The organism is Streptosporangium sp. NPDC003464, from assembly GCF_053588315.1.
In genome coordinates this window covers 1-22,543 of sequence record NZ_JBSFPS010000086.1, presented here as the reverse complement: position 1 = coordinate 22,543, position 22,543 = coordinate 1, and the positions used below count along the sequence as shown (strand labels likewise).

The following is a 22,543-nucleotide window of genomic DNA, read 5'->3' as shown; positions in this document are numbered from 1 at the left end:
CCCGTAACTAAGGGATGTCCTGTCTTACTTGTGAACTGCTGAAGCTGTTTTTAACGGCTCCCGCACCACCGGACCCCGCGATCCCCGCCGACCGGGTCCTCCTCCAGGGCCAGGCCGATGACGTCCTCGGTGTGGGCACCGTGCTCGAAGGCGGTCGCGTAGGCGCGAGCGTCGAGTGTGCGGCGGATGAGGCGGCCCGCCCTCGTGTGGGCGTCGTGGAAGGGCCGCAGCCCGGCGAGCACGACGCCGGTCGACTGCCGTAGCCGGTGCGCGGCCCCCAGCAGCCGGGTGGCGTGATCATGCTGCCCGGCGGCGGCGACCGCCCAGGCCAGCGTCTCGACTCCCCATACGGGGCCCCAGGAGTCGTCGATCTCCCGCTGGCGGCGCAGGGAGTCGCGGATCAGGGCGGCGGCCCGGCGTGGCTCGCCGTGCCTCAGCTCCGTGAGGCCCAGGCACCACAGCGCCCACGAGTGGGCCCAGACCCCCCGGGACGTCTCGGCGTCGGCCAGGTAGGCGTCGCCGGCGGCGACCGCGATGTCCCGGTCGCCGAGGAAGGCCGCGGCCATGGCCCACATCATCGTGGCCATGTGGGCGTCGCCGACCTCGCCGCCCTGCCGGAAGCGGTCCCGCGCCCGCGCCAGCAGCGGTATGGCCCGCGCGTCGCCGTGGACGAGCATCGCGTGGGCGCCCTCGATGTATTCGACGGCCGCCACCGCACCGGCGACCGCCGGGTCCTGCCCCGCGGTGGTCACGGCGTCCAGCCCGGCGACCGCCACCGCGTCCTGCCCGGTGAGCTGCCGCGCCGCGTCGCGGCAGTCGGCCAGGAATGCGTCGGCGGCCTCCTGGTCGCCCTGGCAGAGGGCGATCCACGTGATGAGCGCCGCCCCGCCGGCGCGCAGCGGGCCGGGCCGGCGCGGGGACAGGGCGAGCGTGCGCTCCAGCCAGTGGCGTCCCTCGCTGAGGCTGCCGAGGAAGAACCAGCACCGGGTCCGGGTGAGGCCCGCGGCGATCTCCACTCCGGCCGGGGCCTGACCCGGCTGCGTGATGCAGAAATCCAGCGCGGCCCGCAGGTTGGGCAGCTCCTGCCGGAGCCGGGCCATCCACTCGGCCTCGCGGGGGCCGCACCAGTCCGCCGCGGCCCGGGCGACCAGGTCGCGATAGTGGTCGCGGTGGCGCCGCCGCAGCGCCGTGCCCTGGCCGAGGCCGTCGAGCCGCTGCTGTCCGTACTGGCGGATGGTCTCCGGCAGGCGGTATCGGGTCCGGTCGCCGGGACAGCTCGCCGTCACGATCGACTTGTGCACCAGGCCCGCGAGGACGTCCATGACGTCCTCGCGGGCGAGCCCCTCGCCGGAGCACACGGCCTCGGCCGCCGCCAGGTCGAATCCGCCGGAGAACACCGACACCCGCGCCCACAGCCGCCGCTCGTGCTCGGTGCACAGGTCGTGGCTCCAGTCGACCACGCCGCGCAGGGTGCGGTGGTAGCGGGGGGCGCTCCGGGCCCCGCTGTCGGTAAGCAGCCGGAACCGGTCGTCGAGCCGGTCGAGGATCTCCTCGACCGAGAGCGTGCTCAGCCGTACCGCCGCCAGCTCGATGGCCAGGGGGATGCCGTCCAGCCGCCGGCAGAGCTGGGCGACGGCGCCGCGGTTGCGGTCGGTGATCTGGAAATCCGGGGCCGAGGCGGCGGCGCGGTCCGCCAGCAGCCGTACGGCCTCATAGCGGGTCAGCGGCTCGTCGCCCCCGCGGGCCGGTGCCGGCAGGGGCGGCACCGGCGGCACCGGCGGCACGGACGGCGCGGGCGGTACGGATGGGACCGGTACGGATGGGACCGGCAGGGACGGCGCGGGCAGGGACGGCGCGAGCACGGGCAGGAGGGGCGGTACGGGCAGGGGCGGTACGGGCAGGCAGTGCTCCCCCTGGAGACCGAGCCGCTGCCTGCTGGTGGCGAGCGCCCGCAGGCCGGGCGCCGCGCGCAGGAGCGTGGCCATCAGCGCCGCGACGGCGTCCACCACATGCTCGCAGTTGTCCAGCACCAGCAGCATCTGCCTGTCGCGCAGATGCTCGACCAGGACGTCCACACCGGAGCGCGTCGAGCGGTCGCGGATCCCCAGGGCCTCGGCCACCGCCCGGTCGAGCAGCCCGGGTTCGGTCAGCGGGGCGAGGTCGGCCAGCCACACCCCGTCCAGGAACGCGTGGGAGACCCGCGCCGCCACCCGCAGCGCCAGCCGCGTCTTGCCCACCCCGCCCAGGCCGGTCAGGGTGACCAGCCGGGTGCTCTCCAGCAGCCGCTGGGCCTGGACGAGCTGCCGCTCACGGCCGACGAACGTCGTCATCTCGGCGGGCAGGTTGCCGGCCGCCCGCGCGCCGCCGTCACGCGGCACCGGGCGGGCGAGCGCGGGATCGGCGGCCAGCAGCCGCCCGTGCAGCTCCCGCAGCTCCGCGCCGGGATCGATGCCCAGCTCCTCGGAGAGGATCTCGCTGACGGTGCGATAGCACTGCAGGGCCTCGCCCTGGCGTCCCGACCGGTACAGCGCCAGCATCCGCTGCGCCCAGAACCGCTCCTTCAGCGGGTGCGCGCCGGTCAGCTCCCGCAGCTCCGGGAGCACGTCCTGGTGCCGCCCCAGCGCCAGGTCCGCCTCGATCCGCAGCTCGACCGCGCCCAGCCGGCGCTCGGCCAGCGCCGGCACGACCTCCCGCTGGAGCGGCTCCGAGGGCACATCCGACAGCGGCTGCCCGCGCCACAGCCCCAGCGCCTCCCGCAGCAGCGCCGACGCCTGCTCCGCCTCGCCCGCGGCGACGGCCGTCCTGGCGTGGCGTACCAGGGCGTCGAAGCGGTGCAGATCGATCGCGTCGTCGGCCACGCCGATCAGATAGCCCTGCGGGCAGGTCCGCACGGGGCCGCCGCCTCCGGGGCCGCCCAGCACCCGGCGTAGCCGCATCACGTAGTTCTGCAGGGCGTTCCGCGCCCCGTCGGGCGGGTCCTCCCCCCACAGCCGGGCCGTCAACGTCTCGACGGGGACGACCCTGTTGGCCTCGATCAGCAGGCAGGCCAGCAGCACCCGCTGCTTGGCCGCTCCGACCGCCACGGGAGCGCCGTCGCGCAGCACCTTGAGCGGCCCCAGGACTCCGAACTCGAAACCCGTCCCTGACAGGCGGTTGTCCCGCCGAGCATCCATCACGTGACTTTACGTTACCTTGTCATGACTCTGAGTCACTGTGTGATGGCGTGCTGTGAGTGCCGGGTGACCGTAAGGTGACCGCCGCGACAGCGGCCTCTGAAAACGTCTCCCCTGCCAGGCGCCCCCGTGCCTGCCCAGAGCAAGTGAGACAAGGAGAACGAGATCCAGATGCGGAATCACACAGCACGCCACCGCCTCCCACGCGTCACCGCCACCGCCGTCGCCACCGCCGCCGTTTCGGCGCTGACCTTCCTCGCCCCGGGCGTCGCCCTGGCGGACGCCCGGCCGGCGGAGGCGGCCAACGGCGATCTGACGATCCGGAACGAGCTCCTCGCGGGCAAGTGCCTGGACGCGGATCTGGACAGCCTCGCCAGTCCCGGCACGAAGGTCCAGCTGTGGTGGGACTGCAACGGCCAGCCCCAGCAGAAGTGGTTCATGCCGGGCGACGGCACGATCCGCAGCCGCGTCGACGCGGGCAAGTGCCTGGACGCCGACCTGAACACCCTCGAAGACCCCGGCACGAGGGTCCAGCTGTGGTGGGACTGCAACGGCCAGCCCCAGCAGAAGTGGGACCTGCCGGGCGACGGCACGATCCACAGCCGCATCCGCCCGCACAAGTGCCTGGACGCCGACCTGAACACCCGCGAGAAGCCCGCCACGGTCGTCCAGCTGTGGGCGTGCAACGGCGAGCCTCAGCAGAAGTGGGCCCTGGCCGGCTGAGCACCGCCGCCCGCCGGACCGCCGGCGGCGTCCGGGGCCGTGCGGTCGCCGCACGGCCCCGGCCCGCCTCCGGCGGTCGCGGGCATCGCCACCAACCTGACCGGCCGCCACCGCCGGGCCGAGATCCGCCGCTACCGGGCACTGGCCCGGACGGGCCCACCGCCGGACGCCGACGGTCACGACCAGCGCGTCGTCGACCGCGTCACGGCGGGGGTGACGGCCGGTCGGCTCAGCGGCGGCGCAGCATCCGGCGGACCAGCCAGCCGGCCAGGACGAGTCCCGCCAGGGCGGCCAGCAGCGGGGCGGCGCGCTTGAGCAGGGGCAGGCCCGCGATCTCCATGAGGTCGAGGGCCTCCTCCTCGGCGGTGCGGGAGGCGCGGTGGGCGCCCGCCGGGTGGGCGTCGAGGCCGAGCGCCTTCTCCACCGCGGCCCCCTCGGGTGAGGAGGGCACCGCGGTGAGGTGACGGACCGGCTCGCTCCTCCTGGAGGGCTCGCCGGAGCCCTCGCCCGCCCCGCCTGCCCGACCCGCGGCGTCCTCCGGCGCCGAGAGATCCGCGGGCTCCGCCAGGCCCGCCGGGCCCGGTGCCCCCGCCGCGCCCGCGCCCGTGCCCGCCGCGCCCGCGCCCGTGCCCGCAGCGCCCTCCACGCCATCGGTGACCTGCTCGGCCGTGCCCTGCCCGGGGACCAGCGGCGGCGTGGCCGGCTCGGCGACCGGACTCTCCCCGAGCAGCCCGGCGAGGTTGGCCGCGAACCTGTCGATCAGCCTGCCTCCGATCTCGGCCATGACCCCCCGGCCGAACTGGGCCGGGCGGCCGGTCACGTTGAAGGAGGTCTCGACGGCGACCCGGGTGTCCGCGCCCGCGGGGTGCAGCCGCGCGGTGACCGTGGCGCCGGCCGTGCCCGAGCCCCGCGTCTCCTTGCCGGCGGCCTTGATGGTCAGGGCGTGGGCGTCCTTGTCCACGTCTTCGAACGCGGCCTCACCCTGGTAGGTCACGGTGATCGGGCCGACTTTGACCTTCATCCGGCCGGTGAAGGAGTCGCCCTCCACCGTGTCGAGGGTGGCGCCCGGCAGGCAGGGCGCGACCCGCTCGACGTCGAGCAGCACCGACCATGCCTGCTCCACCGGCACCGGAACCGTGAACTCGTGCTCGAACCGCATCGCCATCGATCCGCTCCTTGTCGATCGGCCACCGTCGACCGGCCGCCCCCGCTCCTGCGACATGGCGACCGCGCGGCTGTTACCAGTCTGCCTGCCCGCACCGGTGGGAGGTGAACTCACCACCGGCGCCGACCTGCCCCGCACCGCCGGGAGCGGGCTCCCGGCCGTGCGGGGCGCGGTTCAGCCGGCCGTGGCCCGGACCGCCCGGTGGGTCAGCACCCGGGCCAGGTGGCGGCGGTAGTCGGGTCCGGCGTGCAGGTCCGACGGGGGCGAGGTGCCGGAGTCCGCCTGGCCGCAGGCGTCCCTGACCCGGTCGTGCGCCCCGTCGTCACCGGCCGGCGGGGAGCTCAGGCCGCGCAGCGCCGCCTCCACCACCCGCGCCCGCACCGGCGTCGGCCCCATGTTGGTCAGCCCGATCCGCGCCTCCTCGATGGTCTCGCCGGCACGCCGTACGGCCGCCGCCACGCCGACGATCGCCCACGCCTGCGCGGTCCGGTGGAACTTCTCGTAGTGGTAGCCCCAGCCGGGGCCGAGTTTGGGCACCCGGACGCCGACCAGCACCTCGCCGGGCCCGAGCGCGGACTCCAGGTAGTCGACGAAGAACTCGGCCGCCGGGATCTCCCGCTCGCCCTCGCCCGACCTGACGACGAACACGCAGTCCAGCGCCAGGGCGACGGCGGGCAGGTCGCCGGCGGGGTCGGCGTGGGCCATCGATCCGCCGAACGTGCCGCGGTGCCGTACGGCGGGGTCGGCGACCGTGGCGGTGGCCAGCGCGACCAGTGGGATCTGCTCCCTGACCAGGCCGGAGCGGAGCACCTCGTCGTGCGTGGTGAGCGCGCCGACGAACACGTGGTCGCCCCGGTCCTCGATGCCGTGCAGCTCGGGCAGCCGGCCCAGGTCCACCAGGGCGGCCGGGTAGGCCAGCCGCAGGCGCAGCAGCGGCAGCAGGGACTGGCCGCCGGCCAGCACCTTGACGTCGTCGCCGGAGGCGTCGGCCTCGGCGAGCACGCCGCAGGCCTCCTCCAGCGAGGCGGGCCGGATGTAGTCGAACGGCGCGGGGATCATCGGGCGCTCTCCTCGGGCGTGGAAGCGGACGTGGTCGTCTCCCCGGCTCCGGACGCGGCCGGCTCTCCGGTCCCGGTCCCGGCCGCTGGCGCTCCCGCCTCGGCGACCAGGCGCCAGATCCGTTCCGGGGTGCACGGCATCCGCACGTCGTGCACGCCGTACGGGCGCAGCGCGTCGACGACCGCGTTGACGACGGCCGGGGTCGAGGCGATCGTCCCGGCCTCGCCGACGCCCTTGACGCCCAGCGGGTTGCTGGTCGCCGGGGTCTCGGTGCGACCGGTGGTGAAGTCGGGCAGGTCGGCCGCCGACGGGATCAGGTAGTCGGCCATGGTCGTGGTGAGCAGGTTGCCCTCGGAGTCGTGGACCGCCTCCTCGAACAGCGCCTGGCCGATGCCCTGCGCGATGCCGCCGTGCACCTGGCCCTCGACGATCAGCGGGTTCACCACGGAGCCCACGTCGTCCACGGCCACGTAGGAGCGGATCGCGCACGCGCCGGTCTCGGTGTCCACCTCGACCGCGCACAGGTGGGTGCCGTGCGGGAAGGAGAAGTTGTCCGGGTCGAAGGTCGCCTCGGCGTCGAGCCCGGGTTCGACGCCGTCGGGCAGGTCGTGCGCGGCGAAGGCGGCCAGCGCGAGCTCCTGGATGGTCTTCCCCTCGGCCGTCCCGCGCACGGTGAACGACCCGTCGGCGAACTCGACGTCGTCGGCGGCGGCCTCAAGCATGTGCGCGGCGAGCTGCCGGGCCTTGTCCTTCACCTTCTCGCAGGCCGCCAGGACGGCGACGCCGCCCACGACCAGCGAGCGCGAGCCGTAGGTGTCCATGCCCTTGTGGGAGATCGCCGTGTCGCCGTGGAGCACGGCGACGTCGCCGAACGGCACGCCCAGCGCGTCGGCCGCGATCTGGCTCCAGGCCGTCTCGTGCCCCTGGCCGTGCGGGCTGGTCCCGGTGACCACCTCGACCTTGCCGGTGGGCAGCATCCGGACCGTGGCGTGCTCCCAGCCGCCGGCGCCGTAGCTCAGGCTCCCCAGCACGCGCGAGGGCGCCAGACCGCACATCTCGGTGTAGGTCGAGACCCCGATGCCGAGCTGCACCGGGTCGCGCCGCTCCCGCCGGTCGGTCTGCTCGGCCCGGAGCTTGTCGTAACCGAACAGGGCGAGTGCCTTGTCCGTCGCGGCCTCGTAGTTGCCGGAGTCGTAGGTGAGCCCGCAGATCGTCTCGTACGGGAACTCCTGGTGGGTGATCCAGCTGCGTCGCCGTACCTCGACGGGGTCCAGGCCCAGCTCGTGCGCGAGCTCGTCCATGGCCCGCTCGATGGCGAAGGTGGCCTCGGGACGGCCGGCGCCCCGGTAGGCGTCGGTCGGCATCTTGGTGGTGAAGACGCCGGTGCAGGTGAAGTCGTAGGCGTCCATCTTGTAGATGCCGTTGTACATGAACGCGCCGAGCAGCGGGACGCCGGGCGTGACCAGCATCAGGTAGGCGCCCATGTCGGCGAGGAGGTCCACCCGGACGCCCCGCAGCCGCCCGTCCCGCTCGGCCGCGAGGGAGATCCGCTGGAGCTGGTCGCGGCCGTGGTGCACGGTCAGGTTGCCCTCCGAGCGCGACTCGGTCCACTTCACCGGCTTGCCCAGCCGCCTGGTGACGAGCAGGGCGAGCACCTCCTCGGCGGTGACCTGGAGCTTGGAGCCGAAGCCGCCGCCCACGTCGGGGGCGACCACGCGCAGCTTGTGCTCGGGGATGCCGGTCGTCAGCGCGAGCATGACGCGCAGCACGTGCGGGATCTGCGTGGCGGAGTAGAGGGTGAAGTCGTCGCCGTCGGTGGTGGCCACGACCGCGCGGGGCTCCATCGCCGTCGGGATGAGCCGCTGCTGCACGTAGGTGCGCTCGATCACCACGGGGGCGTCCCGGAACGCCGCGTCGATGTCACCCCCGGCGAACTTCCAGGTGAAGGCCCGGTTGCCGGACTCGTGGACCAGGGGAGCGTCCTCGGCGAGCGCCTCGGTCATGTCGGTCACCGCGGCCAGCGGCTCGTAGTCGACCTCGATGGCCTCCAGGGCGTCGGCGGCCTTGTAGCGGTCGGTGGCGACCACGCAGGCCACCGCCTCGCCCGCGTAGCGGACCTCGCGCACCGCCATCGGCGGGTGGTCGGGGATGACGATGTCCTCGGTGACCGGCCACGCGCACGGCAGGCTGCCCTGCTCGTCGGCGAGATCCTGGCCGCTGTAGACCGCGACCACGCCCGGCCGGCCGCGTGCGGCCGAGGTGTCCACCCGGGTCATCCGGGCGTGCGCCATCGGGCTGCGCAGGAACGCCATGTACAGCATGCCGGGGAGCTGGATGTTGTCGGTCCACGTGGTCCGGCCGGTGACCAGCCGGGCGTCTTCCTTGCGCCTGCGGGCCCGGCCGACCTCGCGCGCCCCGGAGGGCTCGCCGAGCCGGCCGCTCTCGGCGATCTGCTCGGCGACCAGCCCGGCGTCGAGTTCCTCGCTCATGATGCCGGGACCTCCCGCTCCTGCCGGGCCTGCGACATCTCCTGGGCGCCGCGCCGTACCGCCCGGACGATGTTGCAGTAGCCGGTGCACCGGCACAGGTTGCCTTCCAGCCCCTTGCGGACGGCCTCCTCCGACGGGTCCGGGTCGTCGCGGAGCAGGTCGATCGCGGCCATGATCATGCCTGGGGTGCAGTATCCGCACTGCAGGGCGTGCTCGGTGTGGAAGGCCTTCTGCATGGGGTGCCACTCGCCCCCCTGCGCCAGGCCCTCGATCGTGACGACGTCGCTCCCGTCGGCCTGTACGGCGAGCACCGAGCAGCTCTTGGCGCTCCTGCCGTCGAGCAGCACCGTGCAGGCTCCGCAGTTGCTCGTGTCGCAGCCGACGGGCGTCCCCGTCTTGCCGAGCCGATCTCTCAGGAGGTGGACGAGGAGAAGGCGCGGCTCGACCTCCTCCTCGTAGGTGATTCCGTCGACGGTGACGGTGATGCGAGGCATACGTCCTCCAAGAACACCCACGCGGGGCAGGAGAAGTGAGAGCCGACAGAAGTGAACGTACGCCCCTGTTGTGCCCGGTCAACCCCCTGGTATCACGTCAACGGAAGTTCCTTCGGTGTGCGGCCGCCGAGGATGCGGCGGTCCGCCTCGTCGATCCGGACGTCGTTGATGCTCGCCTCGCGGCGCCGCATCAGCCCGTCGTCGGCGAATTCCCACAGCTCGTTGCCGTAACTGCGCCACCACTGACCGTCCGCGTCGTGCCACTCGTACTGGAACCGTACGGCGATGCGGTTGCCGCCGAACGTCCACAGCTCCTTGCGGAGCGCGTAGTCCTGCTCCCGGGCCCACTTGCGGGTGAGGAACTCCCTGATCTCCTCGCGTCCGGTGACGGACTCCTCCCGGTTGCGCCAGACCGAGTCAGGTGTGTAGGCGAGCGAGACCCGCTCGGGATCCCGCGTGTTCCACGCGTCCTCGGCGGCCTGCACCTTGGCCCTGGCCGTCTCCTCGGTGAAATTCATGCTTCCTCCAGGGATGTCGCCTGCACGGGGCAGGCCCGCGCGGCCTCCTCGACCGCGTCGATCAACTCGTCGCCCGGTCCGGCGACAGCGGCGGGTTGAAACGGGAGTATCCGTCCAATCTCCAGCGGAGCGGGCTCGCCCCCCGGACGTGGACGGCCCGGTCCACCTCGAACTCGACCAGTCGCTGCGCCCCCGGGACGTCTCGCGGGTCCCAGTCGACACGTGCCCGGCCGGTCAGGTGCAGCGCCTCGCCGCTGTCCCAGCCGAGGAAGAGCAGGCCGCAGCTGTCGTCCAGCTCCAGGTTGCCGAGCGTCATGTACATCGAGTTGCCGACGTAGTCGGGCCAGACCAGCCGCCGCTCGTCGACCACCCGGACGAACCCCGGGTTGCCGCCCCGGTGGGACAGGTCGGCGCCGAGTCCCGCCGCCCGGGTGGCGACGAAGAACGTGTCGGCGCTCTCGATCCAGGCCCGGTGCCCGCCGGTGAGCGCCTCCGTGGTCGAGACGGTCGCGGGAGGTCCGGCGGGCCCATCCGAGATGTCCCGCGTCTGGATGTATTTGGGGCAGTTCGCATATGTCTGCTCGGTGTGGACGATCAGCCGCCCGCCGTCACGCCGGACGGTGCCGTTGATCCGCATCCTGCGTCTGGTCTGCGGCTCGACGGCGAGCATCCCGATCTCCCCGGCGGTCAGCCCCGCCAGCGGGTCGTGGTCGCCGGGCACCGCCTCGATCACGACCGTCCGCTCGTCCACCGCCTCGGCGAACCCCGCTGCCCCTGTCAGCGGGCTCGCCCACAGCAGCCCTTCCCGGTCCGCGGCCCCGATCAGCAGCATCCGCTGCCGCCGTAGGAATTCGGCGGCCACCGCCGGGATCTCCGGCCTGGCCGAGGCCGAGCCCCACGCCCCGGGGCGCACCCCGGCCCGCCGCTGGACCGCCAGCTCTCCCGCGTGTCTCATGCTCTTGGTCCCATGGTCTTAGAAGAAGCCGCAGGTGGGAGCGCCGGCGGTCGGGGCGGGCCGCGTGTCGGCGCCGCTGGGCGCGAAGATCTCCAGCCGGATCCCGTCCGGGTCCTCGAAGAACACCCCGCCCGAGGACGCCCCCTCGCCGTGCGGCACCACGCCGTCGTGGTGGAGCGTGGCCCCGAGCTCCCGGATCACGGTCTCGGCCCGGTGGACCGCCTCGATGTCCGGTACCTGGAAGGACAGGTGGTGCAGCCCCGGCAGATCGGTGGCGGAGCGGCCCTCGCTCTGCTGCCAGAGGGTCAGCAGGAGGTCTCCGTCAAGGCCGAGGAGGGCGTAGCGGCGGTCCGCCTCGTCCGACTCGCGGAAGACCTCGAAGCCGAAGACCTTCAGGTAGAAGTCCTTGGACCTGTCGAGGTCGGTGACGTTGAGCCCGACATGGCCGGTCTTGAAGGTCATCCCATCTCCCCTCACATTTCTAACGGATGCGTCCGTTAGGTACCTGAAAGTAATCTAACGGAATTTGCTAGAAAACTCCGTTAGAAATATGTGATGTAGCTCACTTCTGCCCGGAGTCGCGGTGCTCCCGCCGTCCGCCCGCGCGCTCCGGAGCCGCCGCGCGGGGCGTCCACGCGGCGGAAGGGCGGAAGGGGGAGGGGGAAGCCGAAAGGGAGGCGGAAAGGGATGGGGCGGCGAGGAGGGAGTGCGGCGGGGGGAGAAGGGCGCGGTGAGGGGGGAGGGGCGCGGCGGGGGGAGGAGGGCGCGGTGAGGGGGGAGGGGCGCGGCGGAGGGGCCGGTCAGGCGGGTGGGCCCGCGGGTCACCGACCCTTGTGCTGGTGGTAGTGGCGGGCGGCGCGGGCCCGGTTGCCGCACCCGACCGAGCACCACTCCTGGCGCGGATGCTCCTTGACGAAATAGAGCACGCAGCGCGGGGCCGGGCAGGCGTGCAACTGCCCGCGCTCCGGCCCGGCCAGCAGCTCTATCGCCGACGCCGCGAGAGCCGCGCGGATGCGCGCCGACTCGCCGGCCCGGCCCGCGGGGACGTCCGTGGCCACCGGCTCGCCCCCGTCCGGCCACTCCAGCCTCGGGGCCCGCGGCACGGCGAGCGCCGCGGCGTTGACCAGGTCGAGCGAGGCGGCGGCCCCCGGCAGCCGGTCGGCGTCGGCGCTGCTCACCGGGCCTGGCGCGACGGCCCTGGCGAACAGGGCCCGGACGGCCTGCCGCAGCTCGATCACCTCACGCCACAGGTCCTCCGTGGCGGTGAAGTCGGTGGCGAGCCCCAGCTCGGCGGCGTGCGCCCGGCCCCAGCCGGTCATGTCCGCGACGTCCGAGAGCGTGTCCAGAGGACCGCTCCGCGTCGCGCGGACCGTGCTGACGAACTCCAGGGCCAACATCCTTCAAGCCTAACGCTTGAGGGGCCTTGAAGCCGTGAGGTCGGCATGGGCCTGTTCCGTGGACCACGCCGGAGAACCGCTGACGCGACGAGCTCGGATGCCGCGAGCCGATCGGCGCGCGGCCGCGGCCGGGGCCGGCCACGCCCCTTCCGGTGCGCCGGGTGACTCCGCGCCCGCCGGTAAACGGTTCGCCGCCGGCCGCCGGCTCCTGGTTGGCTGGGACGCATGAGAACCCGACGGCGTGACTGGGCCGAGCTGCCGGACGTCATGAGACATGAGGTCGAGCGCCGGCTGGGCTCCGCCGTACAGGGCTTCGAGGATCGTCAGGGCGGCTTCTCCTTCGGCGTCTCCGGCGTCGCCACGCTGTCCACCGGCGAGCGGGTGTTCATCAAGGCCGTAGGCGACGACGCGGCCAACGCGTGTGACTACCGGACCGAGACGGTCGTCGCCGCCGCGTTGCCTCAGACGGTACCCACGCCGAGGTTGCGGTTCGCGTGTGAGCTGGCCGGATGGCTGCTGCTCTGCTTCGACGTCGCCCCCGGCGCGCTGCCCCATGAGCCGTGGCGGCCCGGCGAGCTGTCCGCCGCGCTGGAGGCGCTGGCCGTGTGCGCTCGGGAGCTGACGCCCTCGCCGGTCGGCGGCCTGGCAACGCTGGCCGAGCAGATGTCCGGGCGGTGCGAGACCTGGCGGGCGCTGGAGCGTGACGGCGCCTGGGCCGGGGTCACCGCCGACAGTATCGGCAAGTGGGAACGTGACCACCTGTCCCGGCTCGCCTCGGTGGAAGCGGTGTGGACCGAGCTCGCGGTCGGCGAGACGCTCATGCACTTCGACCCCCGTTTCGACAACATCCTCATCAGCCCGTGCGGCACGGCGCGCCTGGTCGACTGGGGGCGTGCCTGCACCGGCCCGGCCTGGGGCGATCTGGTCTGCCTGCTGCTGCAGTCCGATCTGGGCGGCGCCGACCCCGAGGAGATCTTCGTCGGTCACCCGGTCGGCCGGGCCGCCGAGGCGGAGCGGGTCGACGCGTTCCTCGTCGCGCTGGCCGGTTACTGGACCCACACGGCGTCCCTTCCGGGGCCGGCGCACGCTCCGAATCTGCGCGTCCGGCGTGAATACTCACGAGGAGCGACGATCGACTGGCTCCGGCGCCGTTGGGCGCGGAAACCACCTGACGCGATGAGCTGAGGCGGCGATCGCGGATCATGACCCGCGGTCGCCGGGGCCGGACGTCCCGGACGTGGCGGGAGTCTGATACCGTCGCGCTGCACGTTATCGACCCGTCGCCGTGGAGGCGACCGGACTTGGGAGGTGAGACCCATTCCCGCTGTATCAGGCAGGGTGCTCCCTCAGTCCGCCGTGCGGTCAAGCTGACACAGGTGGCCGAGGGAATGCCCGCAGGCATTTCGAAAGGCAGAACCTGTGCGTTTCACCTCTCAGACGATCTCCGACGGCATCTCGGAGCGGCTGTTCACTCTCGGCGACGTCCCCGGCGTCCTCTGGTCACCTGACGGCGCCACCGGCCGCCGTCCCCTGGTCCTGCTGGCCCACGGCGGTGGCCAGCACAAGAAGGCCCCTGGTCTGGTGGCCCGTGCCCACCACTATGTGAAGGAATGCGGCTTCGCGGTGGCGGCCATCGACGCGCCCGGGCACGGCGACCGGCCCCGGTCGGAGCAGGACATGCGATCTGTGGCGGTCCTCAGGGAGCAGATGGCGGCGGGCAGGCCCGTCGGCTGGCACATCGCACGCGACAACGCCGCACGGGCGGTACGAGCGGTTCCCGAATGGCGGGCCACGCTGGACGCGCTGCAGGGACTCGACTGCGTCGGCGCGGACGGGCCGGTGGGGTTCTGGGGCGTTTCGATGGGCAGCGCGATCGGCGTCCCGCTCGCCGCCGCCGAACCGCGGATCACCGCCGCCGTCTTCGGCCTCGCCGGCCATGAGACCCTGGCCGAGGCGGCGTCCCGGGTCACCGTCCCGGTCGAGTTCCTGCTGCAGTGGGACGACGAGCTGGTGCCGCGCGATTCGGCTCTCGCGCTGTTCGACGCCTTCGCCACGCGGGAGAAGACGCTGCATGCCAATCCCGGCGGCCACACGGCCGTGCCCGCGTTCGAGCTGAGCAGCTCCCAGCGCTTCTTCATCCGTCACCTCGTCGGTGACGCCTCCGCGGCAGCCAGGTGACGGCCGGCTCCGCGGCGCGTGAGTAAGGGCGTATGAGCAAGGCGGAGCCGGCCGCTACCCGGCCGGCTCCGCGGCGCGTGAGTGGGATGGAGGCGTACGCCAGGGCGGCGCCACCGTCGGTGGTGAGGGCGGTGCCGGTGCCGGGCGGTTCGGACGGTGAGTGCCGGGCGGTTCGGACGGTGAAAGGCCGGCGCCGCTCCGCCTTCCTGCTCCGCCGAACGGAGCACCGGAGCACCGGAGCGCCGGGGCGTGTCCCGCGATCACGTGATGGGGTCACGTGACATGCGCCGGGGCAGCCACCGCAGGGCTGCGTCGGCGCAGTTCTCGGGGCTGCTGTTGAAGGCGATGGCCGCGTCGGGCGCGTGCCGGCGGACCAGGTTGACCACCTTCTCGAAGAGTTCGAGCAACGGCTCGTGCGTGCGGATGCCGCCCCCGATCACCACGCAGACGTAGTCTTTGCGGGTCAGCGCCTCCTCGATCGCCCCTTCGGGGTTCTCCTCAAGCGCCACCAGGCACCAGTCGGCCTCGACGCCGTAATCTTCGAAGCGGGCCTGACCGCGTGCTATCGCCGCCTGGACGGGCCCGGGGTCCCAGCCCTGGATCTTGGCGGGATCGAGGCCGAGCACCAATACCGGTGTCGCTGTCACGCGTCCTCCTTCTCGCGGAACGATTCCACGCCGGCGCGATGGTCGAAGGTGGTCACCGGGTCCATCGACATGGCCGATCTCCTCCAGAGGGCGCCACGTCATCCCGATCTTGCCGCGCGCTTCTCGACGTGCTCTCCCCAGAGTGACAGAACGTCGGGCCAGGCGTTTTTCGTGATCTTGGTGGCGGTCCGGTGTAGATCTTCCGTGTGGATGAGGAGCGTCCGAAGCGGCACGATCCGACCCTCGAACGGGACTCGGGAGATCGCGAACGAGTGGCGGCGAGTCGTGAAGCACTCGGCCGGCCACCCACCTGACCTCTCAGGTCGGTACGGCTAGCGCCGGAACGCCCGGGCGAGGATGGCGGCCAGGCCCGCGAAGCCCAGGCCGCCCAGCACGACCGGGAGCATGATCATCGGCTCGATGGCGGGCCGGCTGATGAACACGGTCCCGACCGCGATGAACAGCACGCCGCTGAGCAGGGCCATCCAGTCCGTGCGGTGCCGCCCGCCGCGCTCGGTCCGCTCGATCTCAGGCCGCACGGCGCACCTCCACGTCTCCGATGCCCGCCCTGACGGTCAGGACGATGGTCGCGACGTCGCCCTCCGGGGTCACCTCCGGCTCCAGGACCTTGCTGAGCTGGATGTCGGCCCCGCCCTCCAGCTCGTGGTCGATCTTGACGTCGCCGAGCTTGGTGTAGCCGTTGACCTCGATCCGGGCCGTCGGCGGCAGGATCACGCTGATCTCGCCCACCGAGACGGACGCCTCAAGGACCGTCCGCGAGCCCGGTGGGAAGGTCAGCTCGCTGAGGTCGAGCGCGCCCTCGCCGACGCCCACCGTGTATTCCTTGGCCACATCGGACATCAGGACCGGCTCCCAGTGGTAGCTGCCGAACTTCTTCGGCATGTCGGTCAGCGTGGCCCCCGCGACCAGGGCGATCGAGATGAGCGTGCCCGCCGCGACCAGGGCCGCGCCCCGGCCGAACCACGCGGCGACCAGGAGACCGGCGCCGATGGTGACCAGCGCCGCGCCGCCGGCGATCGTCATGTTGACCGTCCCCGAAGTGGCTTGGATCGCCATGATGATCCCTCCAACGACCATGGCCAGGCATAGGGTGACGCTTCCGACGAACGACCGGGGCCGCTTCGGCCGGGGCGCGGTCCGGACCGGCCCGCCGTACCCGGAGAGGTCATAGGGGGCGTAGGGCTGCTGCCGCCTGCGCGGGTCCAGGGGCTGGTAGGGACCGTACGGCGAGAACGGCTCGCCGGAGGAGTCGAACGACGGCACGGCGGTGCGGTAGGGCGGGGGCGCGCTCGCGGCCGGCGGCGTGTTCGGCGGCGGGGGCGGCGCGTTCCCGGCCCGCGGCGTGCTCGGGTGCCGTGGCACGTCCACGGAGGACGGCGTGCTCCCGGAGGGCGAGGTGCCCTCCGCGGGCGGGGTGCTCCCGGAGGCCGGCGCGCCCGTGGAAGGCAGGGCGCTCCCGGAGGACGGGACGCTCTCGGAGGACGGCGTCCCCGTGGAGAACGGGACGCTCGTGGAGAACGTGACGTCCCCGGCCGCCGAGGTGCCCGCGGTCGGCCGGGCGGTCTCCGGGGCCGGGCCCGGGGACGGGGGCTGGGCCGCGTGGGGGGCGGTGGGTGCCGCTCCGGCCCACGGGCGCCCGGTGGGGTAGGGCTCCGCGATGGGCGGCTGCGCGGGGCCGAAGGCCGCGGGCGGCCGGGGAACGCGTCGGCCGCGCAGCCGGTCGGGCAGGGAGCGGGCCACGGCGAGCAGGTCGACGCCGCGCGCGTGGGCGGCGAGCATGGCGATGGCGAACAGCGTGCCGACCACGACCGTGCCGGTGCTGACGCCGTCCGAGGACACGTTGATGATCAGACCCAGCGCGAACACGCCGGTCAGCAGGGCCAGCACGGTCTCGCTGTCGAAGGTGCGCCGGGTCCACTGCTCCATGTATCCCGGACCGCCGTTGGTCTCCCGCATCAGCAGGAACGCCGCGATGTAGAGCATGACGCCGATCCCCGAACCGAGGATCAGCACGGCGAAACCGACGCGGAACAGCACCGGGTCGACACCGGCGTAGCGGCCGAGGCCGGCGCATACGCCGGTGAGCATGCGGCCCTCGTTGCTGCGGTGGAGCACGCGCTCCTCGCCGAGGGTGGATGCGGAGGGCGAGTCGGACAAGGTGCTCGCCGGGTCCTGTGCGCTCCCGGGGTCGGTCATGTTCCCATCGTGGCCCCTCTCCGGTGGGACCGCATCCGGGAGACCCCTGAGTCCTCCCGGAGCGCGCGGCCCCTCCTCAGGGTCGTGTCAGGGGAACGCCGGATGCGGTGAGGGGCCCCGACGTGTGACGATGCTGACGATATGGCTGAGCGACAGACAATTCATGACGCGGCGCCCGCGACCTCCGAGGAGCCCGCCTCCCCCCGGCTGATGAGGCCGGTGGAGGGGCGCCTGGTCGCCGGCGTGGCCCAGGGCGCCGCCGCCCAGCTCGGGCTCGACCCGGTCGTGCTGCGGCTGGCGTTCGTGCTGCTCACCGTGTTGGACGGGATCGGCACCGTGGCCTACGCGGCGCTGTGGATGTTCACCCCGCGTGAGCCGTACGAGGGCAGGGAGCCCGACCGGGACTGGAGCCAGCTCGCCGCCTACGGCGCGGTGGGGCTGGCGCTGATGGCCCTGGGCTGGCTCACCGGCACCTCGAAGGGCGGGATCGGCGCCTGGCCCATCGCGGTCGGCGGGATCGGCTCGCTCATCCTGTGGCAGCAGGCCGACCCCGACCGGCGACGGCGCTGGATGAGCACGACGGTCGGGCAGGTGCGCCGGAACCGGGTGCGCACCTTCGCCGGCCTGGGGCTCGTCGTCATCGGTGCGATCGGCTTCCTGGTGGCCAACAACGAGCTGAGCAAGGCGCGTTCCGGCATCGTCTTCACGCTGGTGGTCGTGGGCGGCGTCGCGCTCATCGCGGCCCCCTGGCTGGCCGCCCTGTGGAAGGAGCTGCAGCGGGAGCGCCGTGAGCGCATCCGCCAGGAGGAGCGTGCCGAGATGGCCGCGCACGTGCACGACTCCGTGCTGCACACGCTCACGCTGATCCAGCGCAACGCCCATGACTCGCGCGAGGTGACGCGGCTGGCCCGCTCCCAGGAGCGTGAGCTGCGCAACTGGCTCTACCAGCCGAAACAGGACGCCGACGCGTCGGTGGCCGCGGCGGTGCGTCGGGCCGCGGCCGAGGAGGAGGACACGCACGGGGTGCCGATCGAGGTCGTCTGCGTCGGAGACCACCCGCTGACCCCGGAATTGTCGGCGATGATGCAGGCCGCCAGACAAGCTATGGTCAACGCCGCGAAATACTCTGAATCATCGGTCATCTCCGTCTACGCCGAGGCGGAGCCGGAGGAGGTCGTCATCTTCGTCCGGGACCGTGGTGTCGGGTTCGACATGGAGCAGGTGCCCGTGGACCGGATGGGCATCCGCCAGTCGATCATCGGCAGGATGGAGCGCCACGGCGGCAGCGCCCGCGTGCGGACCGCACCCGGCGAGGGCACGGAAGTGATGTTGACCATGAAGCTGGAGAAGACGTGAGCGAGCGAGCCAGGAAGAATCGGGCCGGAGAGAGCTGCGGTGCGGGGACGCGGCCGGTGAGGGAGAACTCATGAGCACCGTCAAGGTCTTGATCGTCGACGACCACCGGCTGTTCCGCTCGGGTGTCCGCGCCGAACTGGGCGACTCCATCGAGGTGATCGGGGAGGCCGAGGACGTCGAGTCCGCGGTCAGGACGATCGCCGAGCTCCAGCCCGACGTGGTCCTGCTCGATGTGCACATGCCCGGCGGCGGCGGTCAGGAGGTCCTGCGCCGCGTCCTGGGCTCCGGCTCCACGGTCCGCTTCCTCGCGCTGTCGGTCTCCGACGCGGCCGAGGACGTCATCGGCGTGATCCGCGGCGGTGCCCGGGGCTACGTCACCAAGACCATCAGCGGTCGCGAGCTCACCGACGCGATCCGCCGGGTGGCCGAGGGCGACGCGGTGTTCTCCCCGAGGCTGGCGGGCTTCGTGCTGGACGCCTTCGCCTCCAGCGAGGCTCCGCCGATCGACCCCGAGCTCGACTCGCTGACCCAGCGCGAGCGCGAGGTCCTGCGCCTGATCGCCCGCGGCTACGCCTACAAGGAGATCGCCAAGGAGCTGTTCATCTCGGTCAAGACCGTGGAGACCCACGTCTCGTCCGTCCTGCGCAAGCTCCAGCTCTCCAACCGCCACGAGCTCTCCCGGTGGGCGACCGCGCGACGCTTGGTCTGACCCGTACTAACTTGGTCTGACCTGTACTATCTGTAACTTATGTGCGACTCTGCGAAGTATGGGTCGCGATGTGCCTGCGATGGTGTTCAGCCGGGAGGACCGACGGCGATACCGGGACAAGGTCCGCCGATGTCTTGACGTCTTCGCGCAGCTGCTGCGCGAGTCCAGGTTCGAGTTCGACCGGCCGAGAGCCGGGCTGGAGATCGAACTCAACCTGGTGGACGACCGCGGCGAGCCCGCGATGAAGAACGCCGAGGTGCTGGCGGCGATCGCCGAACCGGACTGGGCGACCGAGCTCGGCCAGTTCAACGTGGAGATCAACGTCATGCCGGAGTCCCTTGAGGGGGACGGTCCCGTGCGGCTGGAGAAGGTGGTGCGGGACCGGCTCAACCACGCGGAGGAACGCGCGCGCACGGTCGGCGGGCACCTGATGACGGTCGGCATCCTGCCCACGCTCCAGGAGCAGGACGTGCACGAGGGCACCCTGTCGGCCAACCCGCGCTACAAGCTGCTCAACGAGCAGATCTTCCAGGCCAGGGGCGAGGACCTGCACCTGGCGATCCACGGCGAGGAGGCCCTGGAGACCTACGCCGACAGCATCACCCCCGAGGCGGCCTGCACGAGCCTCCAGCTCCACCTCCAGGTCAGCCCGCAGGCGTTCGCCGCCCACTGGAACGCGGCCCAGGTCATCGCCGGCCCCCAGGTGGCGGTGGCGGCCAACTCGCCGTTCCTGTTCGGCCGGCGGCTCTGGCAGGAGACCAGGATCCCGCTGTTCGAGCAGGCCACCGACACCCGTCCGGTGGAGCTGAAGGCCCAGGGCGTGCGGCCGCGGGTCTGGTTCGGCGAGCGGTGGATCACCTCGGTCTTCGACCTGTTCGAGGAGAACGCGCGCTACTTCCCCGCGCTCCTGCCCATGTGCGAGGACGCCGACCCGCGCGAGGAACTGGCCCGTGGCGTCACCCCCGAGCTCGGCGAGCTGACCCTGCACAACGGCACCGTCTACCGATGGAACCGGCCGGTCTACGCCGTCGTCGACGACACCCCGCACCTGCGGGTGGAGAACCGGGTGCTGCCCGCCGGACCGTCGGTCGCGGACGCCGCCGCCAACGCCGTGTTCTACTACGGCCTCATGCGCGTGCTCCCCCACGCCGAACGGCCGGTGTGGACGCGCATGTCCTTCGCCGCCGCCGCGGACAACCTGCACGCCGCCGCCCGGCACGGGCTGGAGGCGCGCCTCTACTGGCCGGGCCTGGGTGAGGTGGCCGCCGCCGAGCTGATCCTGCGCCGCCTGCTGCCGCTCGCCTACGAGGGCCTCGACCTGTGGGGGGTCGACCCCGGCCCCAGGGACCGGCTGCTCGGCATCATCGAGCGACGGTGCGTGACCGGCAGGACGGGGGCGAACTGGCAGATCGACACGGTGAACGCGCTGGGAGATCTCGACAGGCACGAGGCGCTGCGCCGGATGACCCTGCGCTACATCGAGCACATGCACACCAACGAGCCCGTGCACACCTGGCCGTCCCCCTGACCCGGTGGGGGCCGTCGCCCGCGCCGTGGGCGCCCTGTCGCACGAGGAGGGCCGGCTGGGTGAACATGAGGCGTATGAAAGCCTTCCGCTGTCTTCTCGTGCTCCTGATGGCCACGGCCGCGGCCTGCGGGGGTGACCGGCCGGGCACCGACGCCGCCACGCCCGCCCCGCTGGGCCAGACGTTCGAGTCCGACCTCCGGCTGGCCAAGGAGTTCGGCGAGGCATACTGGCGGCAGACCTTCTCCACCGACGGGCTGACCTACCGGCCGGTCACCGCCTTCATCCCCTACCGGGGGGACAACGGCCCCGACTGCGGCGGGCAGCCCTCGGCGCCGAACAACGCTTTCTACTGCCCGGTCGGGCACTTCATCGCCTACGACGAGAGCTGGATGCGCGAGCTCTACGACAAGATGGGGGACGGCTCGGTCTACGTGATCATCCCGCACGAGCTCGGGCACGCCGTACAGACACAGCTCAACAGCGACTTCAGGCTCAACGTGGAGCGGGAGCTGCAGGCCGACTGCTACGCGGGCGGCACCCTGGGCACGCTCGTCAGGAGCGGGTCGTTGCAGGCGGAGCCGGGCGACGAGGACGAGCTGCTGCTCAACCTCGCGGCGGCGGGGGACCCCACCGACGACTGGCTGCGCCCCGACGCCCACGGTACGGCGGAGCAGCGCCAGGCGGTCTTCGCCAAGGGCTACAACGAGGGCGCCGCGGCCTGCTGAGATACATCCCGACGGTGACCCGCGAATCCGCCGGGAGGCTGATGTCGCGCCACTGGGATCCGCCTAGTCTGAGGGCCGTCGATCCATCAGGGGGTGATGGCATGCGGAAGACGGTCCGCGAGATCGGCTGGGCCATCCGGGGGGCCTGCCGCGCGAGTGACCCCGAGCTGTTCTTCCCGCTGGCGCAGTCGGTCGAGCAGGAGGCGCGGGCGAAGGCGGTCTGCGCGGAGTGCCCGGTTCTGACCGACTGCCGGGCCTATGCCGTACGGGCGGGGGAGCCCGAGGGGATCTGGGGCGGCCTCACCGTCCAGGAGCGGCGCAGTCTGAGGTTCCCGTCCGGATGGCGGCAGTCCGCCGCGGGGTGAGCCCGCCTCGCATAGCCTCGGACCCGAGGCTGAGGAGGATCAAGGTGCGCGGACCCCAGGAGGAGCGCCGGCGGCGGAGCACGGAGCCACGCGCGGGCGGGTACGGCCGTGACGGCGGGACGGGAGGCGGAGTCCGGCGCGTGGCGGTGGCTGTGAGGCGGAGCGCTGTGTCCGGGTGGGTGCGGCGGTGACGGCGGACCCGAGGCGTGGTCAGGCGGCCGTGGGGCAGGGGGCCGCGCTCGCGGGGGCGGTGACCGTCCTGGTGGCGGCCAACGTGCTCAACAACCGCGTCGCGCCGCGCCTCGCCCCGCTCACCTCGGCCGCCGCCACCTGCGCGCTGCTCACGCTGGCCCGCCGCTCCGGGCTGTCCTGGTCCGAGCTGGGGTTCCACCGGCGCTCGCGCGGCCTGCGGATCGGCGGCGCCCTCGCCCTGGCCGTCGCCGGGGTCTACGGCGTGGGGATCACCGTCCCGGCCACCCGTCGCTTCTTCCGCGACGAGCGGGCGCTGTCGCTCTCGCGGGCCCGCGTGCTGGAGGAGGCCCTGCTCCAGGTGCCGGTCGGCACGGTCCTGCTGGAGGAGGTCGGCTTCCGGGGCGTGCTCCACGCCCTCCTGGCCCGCTCCCACGGCCCCCGTACGGCCGTCGCCGTCTCGTCGGTCCTGTTCGGCCTCTGGCACGTGCTCCCCGCGATCGACATGGTGACCGCCAATCCCGCGCTGAGCGGCCTGGCGTCAGGGGAGGCGCCCGGCGGCGGGCGGCGGGCGGACGGCGCCGGCGGGGCCCTCACCCCCTGCACCAACTGCGGCAACTGCCAAATCCACGGCCACGGCTACTGCTCCACCTGCT

General features: G+C 72.8%; 21 protein-coding genes. 9 read left to right on the top strand and 12 right to left on the bottom strand.

All coding sequences use genetic code 11. From position 1 onward, the window contains the following. Positions 1–50: 50 nt before the first annotated feature. A complete protein-coding gene (locus ACWDS7_RS20370; RefSeq protein WP_451930528.1) occupies positions 51–3,173 on the bottom strand; it encodes a BTAD domain-containing putative transcriptional regulator in 3,123 nt (1,040 codons plus the stop codon). A gap of 171 nt (positions 3,174–3,344) precedes the next feature. Here ACWDS7_RS20370 and ACWDS7_RS20365 point away from each other — a divergent pair, with 171 nt between their 5' ends. Beyond that, the gene (locus ACWDS7_RS20365) at positions 3,345–3,896 is read left to right on the top strand and encodes an RICIN domain-containing protein (RefSeq protein WP_451930527.1); all 552 of its coding nucleotides are present in this window, start codon (positions 3,345–3,347) and stop codon (positions 3,894–3,896) included. 229 nt (positions 3,897–4,125) lie between these two features. Here the strand turns inward: ACWDS7_RS20365 and ACWDS7_RS20360 are convergent, their stop codons facing one another. From ACWDS7_RS20360 to ACWDS7_RS20325, 8 genes are all read right to left on the bottom strand, one after another. After that, positions 4,126–5,061: an SRPBCC family protein gene (locus ACWDS7_RS20360; protein ID WP_451930526.1), complete on the bottom strand. Its 936-nt coding sequence runs from the start codon at positions 5,059–5,061 to the stop codon at positions 4,126–4,128. A 174-nt stretch (positions 5,062–5,235) separates the two neighbouring features. Further along, positions 5,236–6,120, bottom strand: a complete 885-nt coding sequence (locus ACWDS7_RS20355; protein WP_451930525.1) for an FAD binding domain-containing protein — start codon at positions 6,118–6,120, stop codon at positions 5,236–5,238. Continuing rightward, positions 6,117–8,609 carry a xanthine dehydrogenase family protein molybdopterin-binding subunit gene (locus ACWDS7_RS20350; protein WP_451930524.1) on the bottom strand — a complete coding sequence of 831 codons (2,493 nt, stop codon included), beginning with the start codon at positions 8,607–8,609 and terminating at the stop codon, positions 6,117–6,119. Before ACWDS7_RS20350 ends, ACWDS7_RS20355 begins: the two co-directional genes overlap by 4 nt. Continuing rightward, positions 8,606–9,103: a (2Fe-2S)-binding protein gene (locus tag ACWDS7_RS20345; RefSeq protein WP_306859414.1), complete on the bottom strand. Its 498-nt coding sequence runs from the start codon at positions 9,101–9,103 to the stop codon at positions 8,606–8,608. Before ACWDS7_RS20345 ends, ACWDS7_RS20350 begins: the two co-directional genes overlap by 4 nt. Positions 9,104–9,195: 92 nt before the next feature. After that, positions 9,196–9,621 carry a nuclear transport factor 2 family protein gene (locus ACWDS7_RS20340; protein WP_451930523.1) on the bottom strand — a complete coding sequence of 142 codons (426 nt, stop codon included), beginning with the start codon at positions 9,619–9,621 and terminating at the stop codon, positions 9,196–9,198. Between the two features lie 61 nt (positions 9,622–9,682). Next, on the bottom strand, positions 9,683–10,576 hold the full coding sequence (locus ACWDS7_RS20335) for a pyridoxamine 5'-phosphate oxidase family protein (protein ID WP_451930522.1): 894 nt from the start codon (positions 10,574–10,576) through the stop codon (positions 9,683–9,685). Positions 10,577–10,594: 18 nt separating this feature from the next. Beyond that, the gene (locus ACWDS7_RS20330; RefSeq protein WP_306859408.1) at positions 10,595–11,038 is read right to left on the bottom strand and encodes a VOC family protein; all 444 of its coding nucleotides are present in this window, start codon (positions 11,036–11,038) and stop codon (positions 10,595–10,597) included. Positions 11,039–11,397: 359 nt separating this feature from the next. Next, the gene (locus tag ACWDS7_RS20325) at positions 11,398–11,973 is read right to left on the bottom strand and encodes a CGNR zinc finger domain-containing protein (protein WP_306859406.1); all 576 of its coding nucleotides are present in this window, start codon (positions 11,971–11,973) and stop codon (positions 11,398–11,400) included. 225 nt (positions 11,974–12,198) lie between these two features. Here ACWDS7_RS20325 and ACWDS7_RS20320 point away from each other — a divergent pair, with 225 nt between their 5' ends. Continuing rightward, positions 12,199–13,158, top strand: a complete 960-nt coding sequence (locus ACWDS7_RS20320; RefSeq protein WP_451930521.1) for a phosphotransferase — start codon at positions 12,199–12,201, stop codon at positions 13,156–13,158. 234 nt (positions 13,159–13,392) lie between these two features. Next, positions 13,393–14,151 carry a dienelactone hydrolase family protein gene (locus ACWDS7_RS20315; protein WP_451930520.1) on the top strand — a complete coding sequence of 253 codons (759 nt, stop codon included), beginning with the start codon at positions 13,393–13,395 and terminating at the stop codon, positions 14,149–14,151. A gap of 260 nt (positions 14,152–14,411) precedes the next feature. On the opposite strand, the gene ACWDS7_RS20310 is transcribed toward ACWDS7_RS20315, so the two are convergent. From ACWDS7_RS20310 to ACWDS7_RS20300, 3 genes are all read right to left on the bottom strand, one after another. Beyond that, positions 14,412–14,798: a hypothetical protein gene (locus ACWDS7_RS20310; protein ID WP_451930519.1), complete on the bottom strand. Its 387-nt coding sequence runs from the start codon at positions 14,796–14,798 to the stop codon at positions 14,412–14,414. A 332-nt stretch (positions 14,799–15,130) separates the two neighbouring features. Next, on the bottom strand, positions 15,131–15,337 hold the full coding sequence (locus tag ACWDS7_RS20305) for a hypothetical protein (protein WP_306859398.1): 207 nt from the start codon (positions 15,335–15,337) through the stop codon (positions 15,131–15,133). Continuing rightward, positions 15,327–17,015, bottom strand: coding sequence for a PspC domain-containing protein (locus tag ACWDS7_RS20300; protein ID WP_451930518.1), 1,689 nt, complete (start codon positions 17,013–17,015; stop codon positions 15,327–15,329). Before ACWDS7_RS20300 ends, ACWDS7_RS20305 begins: the two co-directional genes overlap by 11 nt. 141 nt (positions 17,016–17,156) lie before the next feature. Between ACWDS7_RS20300 and ACWDS7_RS20295 the strand changes: the two genes are divergently transcribed. The 6 genes from ACWDS7_RS20295 to ACWDS7_RS20270 form a co-directional block, all read left to right on the top strand. After that, a complete protein-coding gene (locus tag ACWDS7_RS20295; RefSeq protein WP_451930517.1) occupies positions 17,157–18,371 on the top strand; it encodes an ATP-binding protein in 1,215 nt (404 codons plus the stop codon). 70 nt (positions 18,372–18,441) lie between these two features. Next, positions 18,442–19,080 carry a response regulator gene (locus ACWDS7_RS20290; protein WP_306859391.1) on the top strand — a complete coding sequence of 213 codons (639 nt, stop codon included), beginning with the start codon at positions 18,442–18,444 and terminating at the stop codon, positions 19,078–19,080. Positions 19,081–19,159: 79 nt separating this feature from the next. Continuing rightward, positions 19,160–20,608, top strand: a complete 1,449-nt coding sequence (locus ACWDS7_RS20285; RefSeq protein ID WP_451930516.1) for a glutamate--cysteine ligase — start codon at positions 19,160–19,162, stop codon at positions 20,606–20,608. 74 nt (positions 20,609–20,682) lie between these two features. Next, a complete protein-coding gene (locus ACWDS7_RS20280; protein ID WP_451930515.1) occupies positions 20,683–21,333 on the top strand; it encodes a neutral zinc metallopeptidase in 651 nt (216 codons plus the stop codon). Positions 21,334–21,434: 101 nt separating this feature from the next. After that, a complete protein-coding gene (locus ACWDS7_RS20275; RefSeq protein ID WP_306859384.1) occupies positions 21,435–21,698 on the top strand; it encodes a WhiB family transcriptional regulator in 264 nt (87 codons plus the stop codon). Between the two features lie 187 nt (positions 21,699–21,885). Beyond that, a partial coding sequence (locus ACWDS7_RS20270; RefSeq protein WP_451930514.1) for a CPBP family intramembrane glutamic endopeptidase occupies positions 21,886–22,543 on the top strand: 658 nt, incomplete at its 3' end.

What these genes read in the sequence shown, in the direction of transcription:
- ACWDS7_RS20340 (WP_451930523.1), bottom strand. Translation starts at nt 9,621, where the DNA reads ATGAATTTCACCGAGGAGACGGCCAGGGCCAAGGTGCAGGCCGCCGAG.
- ACWDS7_RS20360 (WP_451930526.1), bottom strand. Translation starts at nt 5,061, where the DNA reads ATGGCGATGCGGTTCGAGCACGAGTTCACGGTTCCGGTGCCGGTGGAG.
- ACWDS7_RS20280 (WP_451930515.1), top strand. Translation starts at nt 20,683, where the DNA reads ATGAAAGCCTTCCGCTGTCTTCTCGTGCTCCTGATGGCCACGGCCGCG.
- ACWDS7_RS20365 (WP_451930527.1), top strand. Translation starts at nt 3,345, where the DNA reads ATGCGGAATCACACAGCACGCCACCGCCTCCCACGCGTCACCGCCACC.
- ACWDS7_RS20335 (WP_451930522.1), bottom strand. Translation starts at nt 10,576, where the DNA reads ATGAGACACGCGGGAGAGCTGGCGGTCCAGCGGCGGGCCGGGGTGCGC.
- ACWDS7_RS20285 (WP_451930516.1), top strand. Translation starts at nt 19,160, where the DNA reads ATGGTGTTCAGCCGGGAGGACCGACGGCGATACCGGGACAAGGTCCGC.
- ACWDS7_RS20325 (WP_306859406.1), bottom strand. Translation starts at nt 11,973, where the DNA reads ATGTTGGCCCTGGAGTTCGTCAGCACGGTCCGCGCGACGCGGAGCGGT.
- ACWDS7_RS20300 (WP_451930518.1), bottom strand. Translation starts at nt 17,015, where the DNA reads ATGACCGACCCCGGGAGCGCACAGGACCCGGCGAGCACCTTGTCCGAC.
- ACWDS7_RS20295 (WP_451930517.1), top strand. Translation starts at nt 17,157, where the DNA reads ATGGCTGAGCGACAGACAATTCATGACGCGGCGCCCGCGACCTCCGAG.
- ACWDS7_RS20275 (WP_306859384.1), top strand. Translation starts at nt 21,435, where the DNA reads ATGCGGAAGACGGTCCGCGAGATCGGCTGGGCCATCCGGGGGGCCTGC.
- ACWDS7_RS20345 (WP_306859414.1), bottom strand. Translation starts at nt 9,103, where the DNA reads ATGCCTCGCATCACCGTCACCGTCGACGGAATCACCTACGAGGAGGAG.
- ACWDS7_RS20330 (WP_306859408.1), bottom strand. Translation starts at nt 11,038, where the DNA reads ATGACCTTCAAGACCGGCCATGTCGGGCTCAACGTCACCGACCTCGAC.
- ACWDS7_RS20290 (WP_306859391.1), top strand. Translation starts at nt 18,442, where the DNA reads ATGAGCACCGTCAAGGTCTTGATCGTCGACGACCACCGGCTGTTCCGC.
- ACWDS7_RS20370 (WP_451930528.1), bottom strand. Translation starts at nt 3,173, where the DNA reads ATGGATGCTCGGCGGGACAACCGCCTGTCAGGGACGGGTTTCGAGTTC.
- ACWDS7_RS20350 (WP_451930524.1), bottom strand. Translation starts at nt 8,609, where the DNA reads ATGAGCGAGGAACTCGACGCCGGGCTGGTCGCCGAGCAGATCGCCGAG.
- ACWDS7_RS20320 (WP_451930521.1), top strand. Translation starts at nt 12,199, where the DNA reads ATGAGAACCCGACGGCGTGACTGGGCCGAGCTGCCGGACGTCATGAGA.
- ACWDS7_RS20355 (WP_451930525.1), bottom strand. Translation starts at nt 6,120, where the DNA reads ATGATCCCCGCGCCGTTCGACTACATCCGGCCCGCCTCGCTGGAGGAG.